Here is a 13,731-nt window from a genome sequence, read left to right as displayed (position 1 = left end):
TGTATCATAAATTAATTTGTATTTGAATTGGTATATATGAAATTTTTTTTAATCCCAATTTTATTAATGACTATGGGAACAGCTTTTGCACAGGAAATTACGTTTGATACCGATATTCACTTCACAGGTGACTATTGTGAAGAATGCCATTCGGAAATACCTGAAAAAGGAAAAGAGAAACACTTGAAGTTCGGTAATGATTACATTCGGACTTGCAGGTGCCACGAGTTTGAGCCCGGGACATACCTTCATCCTGTTTTTATAAAACCATCCGAAGAGAAGAAGTCCAAGATACCTGATAATTTTCCTTTGTCTAATGGAGAGATTACATGTATTACCTGCCACGATATATATTTACAGTGTCAGGATAGAGTTGTTTTGAAGCTCTTTAATAGAAATTTTCTCAGGGGCGGGCCTTTTCTGCACAGAACCGATATTTGTTTTAACTGTCATGACAAGGATGAGTATACAAAACTTAACCCTCATAATCAGATTGATGAGTATGAAAATATAATCAGCAAGAAATGCCTCTACTGTCACCTTGAAATGCCTAATGAGAAGACAGATTCATATAAGGAGACTTTGTCAGGCCATAAAGTTAAACTTATAGGAAATTTTACTTTTTTATGCCTTAGATGTCACCCGGAAAAGGGTAAATCCCATCCCATAAACGCTGACCATCTTCATGCGCCTTCTCCCGCGACGTTGGAGAATATCAAAGAGTCGGAGAAGAATTATAAAATTATTTTGCCTTTAAACGAAAAAGGTGAGGTTACCTGCGTTACATGTCACAATCCACATGAAAAAGGTGTGTTGCCTGTCAAAAAGGCTTCTGCAAAAGGCGCAAGCGAGAAATACAGGCTTCGTTTATCAGGCATGACAGGTGAGATATGCAGGGCGTGTCATAAGAAATAAATCAAGGGGGTGGAGGTTTGAAACATTTAAAAGGCATAACTTTTATTTCATTATTTGTTTTTTTGCTGCTGTTTTTATGTATTGTTTTTGTTTCTCCTGCCAATGCTGCTGATAGTGAAAATTGCCTGATGTGCCACAAATACCGTTTTTTGGGCAGGATCGATGAACAAGGGAGAAAAAGAAATTACAATGTTGATGAATATATTTACAACGAAACTGTCCACAGAAATGTGCCATGCAGGGATTGTCACACCTCTATACAGAATCTTCCGCATGACCCAATAACTGAAGAGGTTAACTGCGGCAATCAGTGCCATATCAAGCCGCCTTTTGCAAAAGAGAACTTTTCTCACAAGGCTATAATTGAGACTTACAACAAGAGCGTTCACGGCTCCAAAAGCACGGATTCTGAAGAACTTAAGGCTGCAAAGCCTTACTGTAAATACTGCCACCTTAATCCGCGTTATACAAAAGTTGATGAGGAAAGGGTAGCGAGTTCAACTTTGCAGAGATGCTTCAACTGTCATGAGGAAAAGGGTGTTACACAGGCATTCAAACATATTACTCATCGCCTGCGACACAAGACATCCCGTTCCCGTCAGGAGATTGTCGAACTCTGCTCAAAAAACTGTCATGAAGATGCTGACAAAATGAGGAGGTTTGGGGTTTCTAACGAGAGCATTGAATCTGTTGAAACATATAAGCGTTCCATTCATGGCAAAGCTGTTTCGTTAGGCTCGGAGATGACTGCTGATTGTGTAAGCTGTCATGCCACAAGCAAAATTCATGACATATACAAAAAGGATGAGGCAGCATCCACTGTGAATAAAAATAATCTTAAAAGGACGTGTCAGCAATGCCATCTTGATGTTAATGCCAAATTTGTTCAGATAGATGTACATTCAGGTATCACCAGCAATGAGAAGCCTTTTCTCCATTTTCTTGAGATCCAGCTTGGGTTTGTCCTTTATGGATCAATCTTCGGGCTTCTTGGCCTGGCTCTTATAGAAACAATTGGCAGAAAAAAGGACGGAATAAAGTGGCAGATAAAAGACGGTACATCATGGCGTGGAAAGTCTAAAAGAGGATTTTAGATTATAAATTGATAAATGGAGGTAACATGGCAACTTCGTCTGAAACAGTTGTGACTTCTGCAAATGATTCAACTGCAGATAGTGATTATATGCATTATGTCGAGGGAGTCGGTCATATTCCGAGGGATATCTATAAACATGTTCTTTCAGATCCACTCGGTGACTTGCCCCGGTATTCAATCCACATCGTTATACAGCACTTGCTGATGTTTATAACATTTATTACCTTAGCATCTACCGGCCTTTCATTGCATTTTGGAGATCTATTCTGGGCACCGCTAATACTCGCTCCACTCGGAGGTCCTGATGTTGCAAGGGTGATACACAGGATTTCTGCAGGAATTATGATATTTGTTGCTGTGTATCATGTGTTCACGCTGATAATAGGAACTTATGATAAGCTCAGCAAGAAGAAATTTGACATTATACGTACTCAGATACCCACACTGAAGGATTGGAATGACTTGAAACATGATATCAGGTATTTCTTGGGAAAAGAGAAGTACCGTCCTAAGATGGGGAAATTTATGTATAAACAGAAATTACATTATTTAGCGATAATCTGGGGAACTTTTGTTTTGGTAGTTGCCGGTACCACACTTCTTTTCCCTGAAGCCATGGCAGAGTTCTGGCCTAATCCCAGGTTCGCGCAGGATCTCGCGAGGCTTATGCATGCTGATGAGGCTATTATGGCTGCATCGGTGGTTGTATTCTGGCACTGGTCCAACGTGCATCTGGTGCCTGGCAGATTTCCTCTCCAGTGGACTTTCCTGACAGGCAGGATTACCAGAGAGCATCAGATTGAGGAGCATTTTCTTGAATATATCGAGGATCTTAAAAATAATCCTGAAGAAAGGGAGTATTTGAAGAGTGTTTTAAAAGAGAAAGGATATAAGACAGAAGGAGGTGAAGCTTAAATTGTCCGGGAGACCTGTAAGACTGAATCATCCAAAGAGTGTTTACATTATCGGTTTAATTTTTAAGATAATAACCCTAACTGTAATAGTTACTGTTTTTTATCATCTGACATTTTCTCCACACGGGCCTGCTTTACTTACTCCTTTCAAGGAGAAGATAGAAGAAAAGAATCGCTCGCTCATAATGGAAGAAGTTAAATTTCTCGAGGAGCAGGAGAAGCACAGGCATTTTCATAATATAGCCGAATTTCCCGAGATGCCTGAAGATATGCGGCCTGTCTGTTTCATATGCCACTCTGATTATCCGCATAGCAAGAGCAAGAAGGTCAGGGCGCTCTTGAATATGCACACACAGTTTTTTACCTGTGAGGCCTGCCATATTGAGGATAGGTCGGGTATACAGACGGTGTATGCATGGTATAACCCAATGGATTCAAGCCCAAAAGGACCTTTTTTTGGTACGAGTTATGATTCAGAGACCGGAAATCTTGCAGTTGTGAATGATAAGTTTTCAAAGATCTCAGCTTTTTTTAAAAAAGGAGGAGAGTTTGAATCAACAATGCAGAAGCAGGATGCCCCGTTAGCTCTGGATTATGTGAAGATACGGGATAAGCTGACTCCTAATGAGCGCGACAACGTCAAGAAGAAGTTTCATGTCAATATCAAGCCAAAAGGTCATGAATGTAAAAAGTGCCATGACAGAAACAGTATCCTTGATTTTAATAAACTCGGGTTTTCTGCTAACAGGATCGTTGATCTGGAGCAGCTGAATATTACAGGAATGATAACTAAGTATGAAATGTTCTACCTGCCTAATCTGTTCAAGGATGAGTAGGTTTTGCAGCTGTTTGCTATTTAGTTTTATTAATAACAAATAGTTTGAAAATCTTTTTTTCTTCCCCCCCTTTTTTTAAAGGGGGGGAAGTTTCTTTAAAATACTGCAGAGACCATGTCGCAGACGGTTATTTATAATTATCGTCGTTCCATTTATGGAGCTTTGCCTTATCGTAAAGGGTTTTATTTTATGAATAGAGATTCTCTGATAATTTTATTTATATCTGCCTTTCTTATAATTTGCTTTCCTGACGTGTCATTGGCATTAAATTGTGTTAATACGAGATTCCTTTTTAATATCACTGGTGATATGGATCAGCCTAGTGATCTCTCAGATGGGCCGAATGGGAATATTTATATTGTCGATGGTGTTAACAACAGGATTATTGCGGTTGACAGTAATGGAAGTTTCAAGTTTACATTCGGCAAAGAAGGATCAGGAGATAAAGAATTTAAAATGCCTCTCGGCATCGATGTAGATGTTGATGGGAGAGTATATGTTGCGGATACAGGCAATCGCAGGATTCAGGTCTTTGATCCTGAAGGGAATTTCTTATATATGTTCAGCACTAAACTTGATTCAGACAGAAACCCTTCAGAGCCGGTAGATGTTCTTGTAACCAAATTCAGTAACGGCAATATTTATGTTTCTGACAATAATAATCATGAGATAAAGGTTTATGATCTTAAGGGGAAATTTAAATATAAATGGGGAAAGTTTGGAGAAGCATCGGGTGATTTCAGATATCCGGCTACGATGTCCAGCAACGCTAATAATGAAGTTTTTGTTGTTGATGTATTAAATACCAGGGCACAGAAATTTTCTCCTACAGGCAATTATATTAATGATATAGGTTCATGGGGGGTACATCAGGGTGACTTTTTCAGGCCTAAAGGCATTGCACTCTCACATCAGGGTTGGGTATTTGTCAGTGACAGCTATATGGGTGTTGTTCAGGTATTTAATGATCAGGGCCAGTTTGACGGTGTGATATGTGAAAATAATAAAAAAAGGGTATTTAAAACACCTGTCGGTATTTTCGTTGATAAAAACAACAGGCTGATGGTAGTTGAGATGATTGCAAATAAGATCACGGTATTGAAAATAGTTGATTAACGGTTTTAGGTTTCTGCTTATTACAATTATTTTATGTTTTATATAAATAGATTATTTAAGTTCTCATTGCTCATAATTATTTTTTCTGCATTGGCTTCTGAGTCTGCTGCTATGGATGTTTCAGCCAAACGGGACTGTAGTATGTGTCATCTAACATGGATGGATGACTTCAGGGAATCTGAAGAGACCCTGATACCGTGGCAGTCTGGCAATGTTCTTAAGAAAGACACCCAGGGAGTAGAAAGCTCTGAGGAGATATGTTACAGCTGTCATGACGGCTATGTGAATGATTCGCGTCATATAACATGGAGATTTAACAGGCATCCTGTGTTTGTCAAGCCTTCAAGTAAGGTCAATGTTCCTGATTCATTTCCACTGAGCGTTAAGAATGAGATCTATTGCGGCACATGCCATTCTGCTCATGGCAAAGGCGCTGCAGCTACTGCTGAAAATACCAAGACATCGCTTTTCAGAGAGGTCAATATCGACTCCAGCCTGTGCGAGATGTGTCATGTTGACCAGGCTAATTTCAGGAGCTCTAATAGCCACCCAGTTCATATAAACTCAATGAAACTGCCTGATAAGTTATTTGAAAACGGCAGTGTTAAGGCATCTGATAAAAACAAAGTGATATGTCAGTCATGTCACAGGGTTCATGGCGCAAAAGGGAAAAAACTGCTAATAACCGAGAATGATGATTCAAGTCTCTGCATGATATGCCATGAAGACAAAAAGAGCATTGCCGGAACAAAACATGACTTAAGCCTGACACTGCCTGATTCAAAGAATTTGAAAGGGCAGACACCGTCTGAATCAGGCCCTTGCGGCGCGTGCCATTCTCCTCATTTCGCTGCCGGCAAAAGACTGTGGGCCAGGACCATGGGCAAAGGCAATCCTGCTGCCCAGATGTGCCTTACATGTCATGCAGAGGATTCAGGATATAAAATAAAAGGAGTAGGTACATTCTCACACCCTATCAATATTGCCCCGGCTTCCTCAACAAATATTCCTGCGGAGTTTCCTCTTTTCTCTGCTGAAGGAGCAAAGATCTCTAATGGGAATGTACAGTGCTTTACCTGTCATGATATTCATAAGTGGGATCCGGAAAATTTAAGCAATAAAGGCGGCAAAGATGTGGAAGGTGATTCATCAAACAGTTTCCTTAGAATATCCAACACCTCAGGATCAAGCCTCTGTACAGGGTGTCATGTTGATAAGAAGCAATTGATATATTCTGACCATAATCTTGAAGTGACAGCACCTGAAGAGAAGAATATTCAAGGGGTTAATACAAAGTCTTCAGGTCCTTGCGGCGCATGCCATCTGCCGCATAACGCGGCTTCATACCGGCTGTGGTCAAAGAAGCTTGCTGAAGGGAATATAACAGCCCAGCTATGCAGCGTATGCCACAATAATAAAGGCCCGGCAAAGGCAAAGCTTATAGGCGATTATTATCATCCTTTAGACGTTACACTTGATAAATTTAAAATAATCACAAATCTGCCGCTTTATGATGATGCGGGGAGCAAAACACCTGAAGGTAAACTCGTCTGCCTTTCGTGTCATGACCCTCATGTGTGGGATCCTAAAAACTCATCCTTTATTGAAGAGTATCAATATAAAAATGTTGAAGGCAATGCCTGCACCAGTTTTCTCAGGAAACCTAATTCCCCTACATCGGACCTTTGTGAGAGCTGCCACAAAGATCAGGCTCTTGTTGACGGAACTGACCATGACCTTAATGTTACAGCGCCTGATGCAAAGAACCTGCTCGGCCAGACAGTCAATGAATCAGGACAGTGCGGAGCCTGCCACCTTGTTCATAACAGTACTAACCAGATAAAGTTGTGGGCAAGGCCTTACCTGCCTTATTCATTTCAGGGAGGAGTTATTGAATCTTTATGCAACAGCTGCCATTCAGCGGATAAGATAGCGAAAGCGAAGATCCCGGCAATCGCTACGCATCCTAAGGATAAACTGGTAAATAATATTCTGAGATGTGAAAGAGAACAGATTGATTTTGCGCCGTTGTTTGATGATAAGACCGGAAATTTCACTAATGTCGGCAATATTTCATGCCCCACATGCCACAATGCACACCAGTGGAGCCCTTTATCAAAAACCAAAGGTGTCGGCAAAAATATTGAGGGTAATGCCACAAACAGTTTTCTAAGGAATGTTAGCTACAAAAATATCTGTATTGACTGTCACGGGTTTGATGCTCTTTTCAGGTATAAGTTTTTTCATGACCTTGAAGACAGAGTCCCTCAAACAACTCCTAAATAGGCTTTTAGATTTATTGCAGGAACTAACTCATATCCATTGACACCATCCTTCTTTGGCTGTAAGGTATTTATAAAGGGTAAACCAGGTAACATACTGATATATAATCCTATTATTATTTATTATTTTACTAACCGTTGTTTTTGTTGTAAAAAATAATATGGGACAAAGAAAACAAGTAATATTTTTTGTCTTGGGATTTATTTTTGTCGCATTAAGTGTTTTTACCCCCCAGGATATTTTCTCCGCTGATGTAGGCAACTGTCTTTTATGTCATAAATACCCCGGCCTGAGCAGGATTGATGAGCAAGGCAAAATGAAGCTTCTTTATGTCAATGAAGAGATTTTCAATATCAGTATTCATCAAAAAGTTAAATGTGAGGGATGTCATGCAGATATCAAGAAGATACCGCATGATCCCGTAAATAAAGTCGACTGCCTGATAGAGTGCCATATAATAGAGCCTTCAAGTGAACAAAAGTTCTCTCATAAAGATGTTGATACTTATGTAAAAAAGAGCGTTCATGCCAGTGTAGATAAATATGGAATGCCGAAAAAATATCAGGAAGATATGCCCACCTGCAAAAATTGTCATGATGAACCTTTATACAGGCCCCTCTCATTTTTCAAACAGGTGCGTCCCGGTATTTCTGACACCGCGCTCGGGAGGTGCAGAGTCTGCCACAAGAAAGAGGAATTTATCTTGAGATTTTATAACCATGTCACGACAAGGCTGCATAGAACCAGAAATCCTATTAATATTGCCGAGGTATGCGCCAGGTGTCATGATGATCCCCTGTTGGTTGAAAGGCATGGTTTGAGCACCAGGGCGGTTTTTTCATACAGGGAGACCTTTCATGGGAAAGCAGCAGGTTACTTTAATGAAAAAGTTCCTGACTGTCTCGATTGCCATGTAAATACGGGTGAATCCGTCCACCAGATGATGAATCATACAGACCCTGTATCAATTACATATAAGGAAAACAGATATAAAGCATGTGCTAATGTCGAATGTCATCCCGGGGCATCTCCGCAATTTGCCAGCTATAAGGTTCATGCGGAATTCAATCTGGAACAAAGCCCGGTGCAGTATTATTTCACTCTCTTTTTCATAATTCTTACCGGAGGTACGCTGTTGCCTTTGATGGTTATTATTTTTCTGGATCTGATAAGAAGATTATTTCCGGACGCTGTGATAAGAAGGAGAAGATGAGGCAATGGAAAAATATCCTGTTATAAAAACACTAAACGGGCAAAGGTATTTTTACAGGTTTTCCAGGAATCAGAGATTCCAGCACATAGTACTCGCATTGTCAGTAATATTACTTGTATTAACCGGGATGCCTTTGAAGTTTCATAATGCAGGTTGGGCTCCTTATCTATATAAATTATTTGGGGGAATAAATACCGCTCCGATTGTTCATAAAGCGGCTGGCAGCGTCCTGCTGATCCTTTTTATTTACCATATATTTTATCTCGCATTTGTCATTTATAAATTTCAGATCGTCCCGTTGAAAATCAGAGAAGGGCGTCTCACTGCCGGAATGTTTTTGAAATTGCTCGCGAATCAGCCGCTTGTGCCAAACATGAACGATGTGAGGGATATAAAGGATCTTTTTAAGTATCTGTTGTTTATAACGAATAAAAGACCCGAGGGCGGTCTTTTCACATGGAAGGAGAAATTCGATTACTGGGCTCCTTTTTGGGGTATGGTCGTAATTGGATTGTCAGGCCTTATTATGTGGAACAAGGTAGTTGCAACAAAGATCGTCCCTGGTATTGTCATCAATTTCTCTATAATTGCTCACAGCGATGAGGCGCTCCTTGCCGCGCTTTTCTTATTCATCTGGCATTGGTATAACGTTCATTTTTCCATATCGGTTTTTCCGATGGGGATGGCATATATTACAGGCTATTTGCCTGAAGAACTGATGATAGAAGAACATTATGAATACTATGTTGAGGTCATGAAGAAAGCCGGCCTTGAAAAAGAAATACGCCCTCCGCATGGATCTCATTCAGAAGTCTCTTTTGATGAGGCAGGTAAGCAATGAAACACGTCTTGTATAAATTATATGTCATAGCTTTTATGTTTTTAACGATCGGCTTTATCATTGTTATATGGAATGTCACTTTTCATCATATTATTGAGGAATATGAGCAGAGGAAAGCACTCAAAGAGGTTACAGATATTAAAGAAAAGAGAAAGCGCGAGGCGGAAAAGACTAAATTTGAGAGGATAATACTTGAAAGCGATGAGAGGGTGAAACATTATCTCGGATACAGGGTCATTGAAGAGCAGAGGATTGAAGGACATTTTCATCACATAGGTTTTGATATAGGGCCTGACAATAGATCATATTGTATCAAGTGTCATGGTGATATGCCACATGATCATGTCAAGGAGTTGAGGGCTTTTCTTAATATGCATGCATTTTTTATTGCCTGTCAAACCTGTCATGTTAAGCTCGAAGGGAGCAGTCCCAGAGTTTATAAATGGTATGACAGGAAAACGGGAGAGTTGGTTCCAAGCCCGGTACTGAGAAATAATGCCGGCTCATATAATGCAAAAATTATTCAGATTGATATTAATAAAATGGGAGAAGAGCAACGGGTTGACTCTCAGGATCGTATCGACTTTGTTAAGGAATTAAAAGATAGGGAGAAAGAACTTACTGAAGCGCAGAAGTCAAAGGCCAAAAAAATGATCCATGAAATTGTCACCAAACAGCCATATATATGTGAGGACTGTCATCAGAAAGAATCGCCGCTACTTCCTCTGCTGGAACTCGGATATCCAAGGGACAGGATAGATTCGATATTAAGTACAGAAGTTGTAGGCATGATCAAAAAATATACTGAGTTTTACATGCCGAGAATGCTGCACCCGGGTGAGCAGGTTAAGGAGCAGGAAAGAAAACAGGAGGGCAGGATGTAGGGTTTTATTAACGCATATGTATTTGTTTTGTAATAAATATAAGTGACAGAATGTGACGGAATATAATATACTTTTATAAGTATGTTATCCCGAATATTTAGATATCTATCAGTAGCCAATCCTTCAGCAATATTAATTATTTTTCTGGTTTCCTCCTTTTTTCTAACCGGCACTGCCCATGCCATAAAGCTTACCAGGGTCAGGCATCTGTTTGACATATCCTATAATTTCAGTCAGCCGAGTGATGTTGCCGTTTCATATAACGGATTAATATATGTTGTAGATGGTGTTAACAACAAAATCAAGGTCTTTGACCACTCAGGAACTTATCTGTATTCCTTTGGAAGGAAAGGATCGAGGAGCGGTGAATTTGATTTCCCCATGGGAATCGGAATCGATAACTCAGGCAATGTCTATATTGCTGATTCGGGGAACAACAGAGTGCAGATCTTTAAATCTGACGGAGGCTTTATAACTGAAGTCGAAATTACGTCAAATGACGGAATCACCTCTGACCCGACAGATGTCTCAGTTGATGAGTCAAGGGGCGTATTTTATGTTGTTGACAATAATAATCATTGCATACTTGTATATGATCTAAAGACATTGAAGAAGATTAATTCATATGGCGTTCCCGGAACAGAAAAGCTGGAATTCCGTTACCCTTTTCTTATGACACTTGATAATGAAAAATACCTGTATGTGGTGGATGTGATCAATACAAGGGTGCAAGTACTGAATCCTGAGGGATTATTCGTAGAGTTTATCGGAGCGTGGGGAGTTGAAAAAGGGGAGTTTTTCAGGCCGAAGGGGATAGCCATTGACAGCAATAAACGTATCTACGTGAGTGACAGTTATATGGGTGTAATCCAGGTATTTGATGAGCGCGGCACTTTTTATTCAGTAATCGGTGATTCAACGGGAAAGGCTGTGAAAAAATTTAAGACCCCGACGGGGCTCTTTATTGATAAAAATAACAGGCTCTACGTTGTTGAGATGTTTGGCGAAAAGGTCAGTGTGTTCAAACTTGAAGATGAAAATGAAACTGATGATGCGGAAGTTAAACCTGATACGAGATAATAAATTAATAAATATGATCGTTAAACAATGCTGCTGTTGAATAAACGTTTCTCTTCATTTTTCTTCGCGGGGCTTTTATCATTTTTTGCTGTCAGTTCTTATGGCAGCAATAATGTGTCCATGAATCCGGATTCTGCAAAAGAATGCGCGATATGTCATTACAGGTGGATCGACACTTTTTATTTAGAACATAAGGGTTCGGATCTGGTTGAATTTGAGTCACGCAAGGTTGAATCAAAGCCTGAGATGTGCTTTTCATGTCATGATGGCAGCGTGGTTGATTCGAGGGCAAGAGTTTATAATGACCACAGGCACAAGATAAACAGGGTGCCTCCGCCTGATATGAAAATACCGGAGATTTTCCCCTTGGATGAAGCAGGTAAAATGCAATGCTCAACATGTCATACTGCACATGGTGTTTCAAGTGAGATGGGAATTGAGAAGACGATATTTCTTAGGGCATCAAACAAGAACTCAAGTATCTGTATCATGTGCCATCCTGAAAAAGACGGCGGAATCGACCGGGGCAATCATCCGATAGGAGTGCGGAAAGATTTTATCCTGCCTCAGAAGCTTTTTGGTTATGGGTCTAAAGAGGGTGAGGAGAAGAATCAGATCATTTGCGAAACGTGCCATACTGTGCATGGTTCACCTAATGAGAGTTTTTTGATCGAGAGCTCCAGTAATTCAGGCTTATGCCTTGAATGCCACAGGGACAAGAATATTTTTACGGATGATGGCAGGAGAAAACCGTTCCATGTTGTTAACTCAAGATTTGAAAAGGTGAGAATACCGGATGAATTGATTAGAAAAGGAGCAAAGCTGGGGCCGAATAATGAAATTATCTGCCAGACATGTCATAAGGTGCACAATAATATGATTGAGAAACAACTCTTGCTGATAATAAAGGACGAAGGTTCAGGCCTCTGCCTTACCTGCCATACAGATAAAAAATATATAGAACAGACTAAGCATAATCTTGCGAATTCTGCTCCTGGTGAAAAGAACCTTGACGGCAAGACCGTTTCTGAAGCAGGCGTATGTTCCTCATGCCATCTGCCTCATAAGGCTGCCAGAAAACTTTATATTGAAAAAGATTATACGACATCCCTATGCCTGAGCTGCCACAGTAAAAAAAATATAGCTGAAGAGAAAATCCCGGACGATTACAGACACCCGGTTGATGTGAGTCCTTTTGAAAAAAAGAAATCGGATTCAGAGATTATCTTGACTACAATAAGCGCTGAAAAAGAAAAACTTGATCTCCCTCTTTTTAATATTTACGGCGCTCAGGATAAAAACGGCGAGATCACGTGTGCCACTTGCCATGACCCGCACAGATGGCGTTCGGATTCGACGGAAGGGGAGATAAGAAAGGAAGTGAAGGGGGATATTAATACATCTTTTCTCAGAAAGCCTTCCCCGGAACTTTGCAGCAGCTGTCATAGTGGGAAATTTTCTATCAAAAATTCCAAACATGATATGAACAAAGTTGCACCTGACGAAAAGAATATACTGGGGCAGAAGCCTGGCGAATCGGGCCTATGCGGGATCTGTCATCTTGTTCACGGGGGACAGCAGAACTATCTATGGGCAAGGCCTATAGAAATAAAAAGCGGGGTTGTTGTTCAGGATTTATGTGTAAATTGTCATAATGATAAAGGTATTGCCAGAAAAAAAGTCGTAAAAGATTACTCTCATCCGGTTAATATCATGCCATCTGAAAAAGAGATTGATACGACTCTCCCGCTTTTTGATTTTAACGGTAAAGTATCAAAAAACGGGCTTATGACATGCCAGACCTGTCATGACCCCCATCGCTGGGACCCGGATGATATAATCACTGAAGATCATTCAAAGATTGAGGGTGATTCAAGAAATAGTTTTCTGAGGCTGGATAATTCTTATTCTTCCCGGCTCTGTGTTAATTGCCATGCCAAACAGAGTTTGGTTGTAGGAACAGACCATGACCTGAATATTACTGCTCCGGATGAAAAAAATGTTAATGGCCATACTGCAGCTGAATCCGGGGCATGCAGCGCGTGCCATCTGGTGCATAACGGCCCAAGCAGCTTTAAGCTCTGGGCAAGACCCTATATCCTTAATTATGTGAGCGGTGGCCTTATGGAGTCGTTGTGTATCAGTTGCCATTCAAAAGGCCAATCCGCTGAAGCAAAGATCCCTCCTATCGCAACTCATCCCACTGGCATGCTTGTTGATAATATTTTAAGGGCTGATAAACATTCCATAGACTTTTCTCCATTGTTTGATGAGAAGAACGGTAGTTACATAAGTGTAGGCAATATATCATGCCCTACATGCCATAACGCCCATCAATGGAACCCTGTTCTGAAAGAAAAAGGGCCGAATAAAAACCTTGATGGTGATGTCACAAACAGCTTCTTAAGAAATGTGAGCTATAACAATATCTGTATTGACTGCCACGGGCTTGATGCTCTTTTCAGGTTCAAATATTATCATGATCCGGATGACAGAGTAGAAAAAATTCAGAAATAGAAATTGAATTGCAGGGCTGAGTGGAGAGCAATAATC

The 13,731-nt window shown here is 40.4% G+C and carries 11 protein-coding genes; all 11 read left to right on the top strand.

All coding sequences use genetic code 11. The annotated features are described in order from the left end of the window. The first annotated feature begins 72 nt into the window (after window positions 1-72). The 11 genes from HY807_06180 (at window position 73) to HY807_06130 (ending at window position 13,695) form a co-directional block, all read left to right on the top strand. Window positions 73-915 carry a hypothetical protein gene (locus HY807_06180; GenBank protein ID MBI4825995.1) on the top strand — a complete coding sequence of 281 codons (843 nt, stop codon included), beginning with the start codon at window positions 73-75 and terminating at the stop codon, window positions 913-915. A 17-nt stretch (window positions 916-932) separates the two neighbouring features. Next, the gene (locus tag HY807_06175; GenBank protein ID MBI4825994.1) at window positions 933-2,009 is read left to right on the top strand and encodes a hypothetical protein; all 1,077 of its coding nucleotides are present in this window, start codon (window positions 933-935) and stop codon (window positions 2,007-2,009) included. A 26-nt stretch (window positions 2,010-2,035) separates the two neighbouring features. Continuing rightward, window positions 2,036-2,926, top strand: a complete 891-nt coding sequence (locus HY807_06170) for a hypothetical protein (protein MBI4825993.1) — start codon at window positions 2,036-2,038, stop codon at window positions 2,924-2,926. 1 nt (window position 2,927) lies between these two features. Further along, window positions 2,928-3,761 (top strand): hypothetical protein, encoded by an 834-nt coding sequence (locus HY807_06165; protein ID MBI4825992.1) that lies wholly within the window; start codon window positions 2,928-2,930, stop codon window positions 3,759-3,761. 309 nt (window positions 3,762-4,070) lie between these two features. Continuing rightward, window positions 4,071-4,877 carry an NHL repeat-containing protein gene (locus HY807_06160; GenBank protein ID MBI4825991.1) on the top strand — a complete coding sequence of 269 codons (807 nt, stop codon included), beginning with the start codon at window positions 4,071-4,073 and terminating at the stop codon, window positions 4,875-4,877. A 159-nt stretch (window positions 4,878-5,036) separates the two neighbouring features. Further along, window positions 5,037-7,163 (top strand): cytochrome c3 family protein, encoded by a 2,127-nt coding sequence (locus tag HY807_06155; protein ID MBI4825990.1) that lies wholly within the window; start codon window positions 5,037-5,039, stop codon window positions 7,161-7,163. A gap of 313 nt (window positions 7,164-7,476) precedes the next feature. Then, window positions 7,477-8,373 (top strand): cytochrome C, encoded by an 897-nt coding sequence (locus tag HY807_06150; GenBank protein MBI4825989.1) that lies wholly within the window; start codon window positions 7,477-7,479, stop codon window positions 8,371-8,373. Window positions 8,374-8,377: 4 nt separating this feature from the next. Further along, window positions 8,378-9,214 carry a cytochrome b/b6 domain-containing protein gene (locus HY807_06145; GenBank protein ID MBI4825988.1) on the top strand — a complete coding sequence of 279 codons (837 nt, stop codon included), beginning with the start codon at window positions 8,378-8,380 and terminating at the stop codon, window positions 9,212-9,214. Further along, window positions 9,211-10,098: a cytochrome C gene (locus HY807_06140; GenBank protein MBI4825987.1), complete on the top strand. Its 888-nt coding sequence runs from the start codon at window positions 9,211-9,213 to the stop codon at window positions 10,096-10,098. Before HY807_06145 ends, HY807_06140 begins: the two co-directional genes overlap by 4 nt. A gap of 81 nt (window positions 10,099-10,179) precedes the next feature. After that, on the top strand, window positions 10,180-11,178 hold the full coding sequence (locus HY807_06135; protein MBI4825986.1) for an NHL repeat-containing protein: 999 nt from the start codon (window positions 10,180-10,182) through the stop codon (window positions 11,176-11,178). A 120-nt stretch (window positions 11,179-11,298) separates the two neighbouring features. After that, entirely contained in the window at window positions 11,299-13,695 is a 2,397-nt protein-coding gene (locus HY807_06130; protein ID MBI4825985.1) for a cytochrome c3 family protein, read from the top strand. The last annotated feature ends 36 nt before the right edge of the window (window positions 13,696-13,731 follow it).

This window comes from Nitrospirota bacterium (assembly GCA_016207885.1).
In the GTDB taxonomy this organism is placed as follows: Bacteria; Nitrospirota; Thermodesulfovibrionia; order UBA6902; family UBA6902; genus JACQZG01.
The sequence above is the reverse complement of the archived record's forward strand: the minus strand, read 5'-3'. Positions and strand labels throughout refer to the sequence as shown.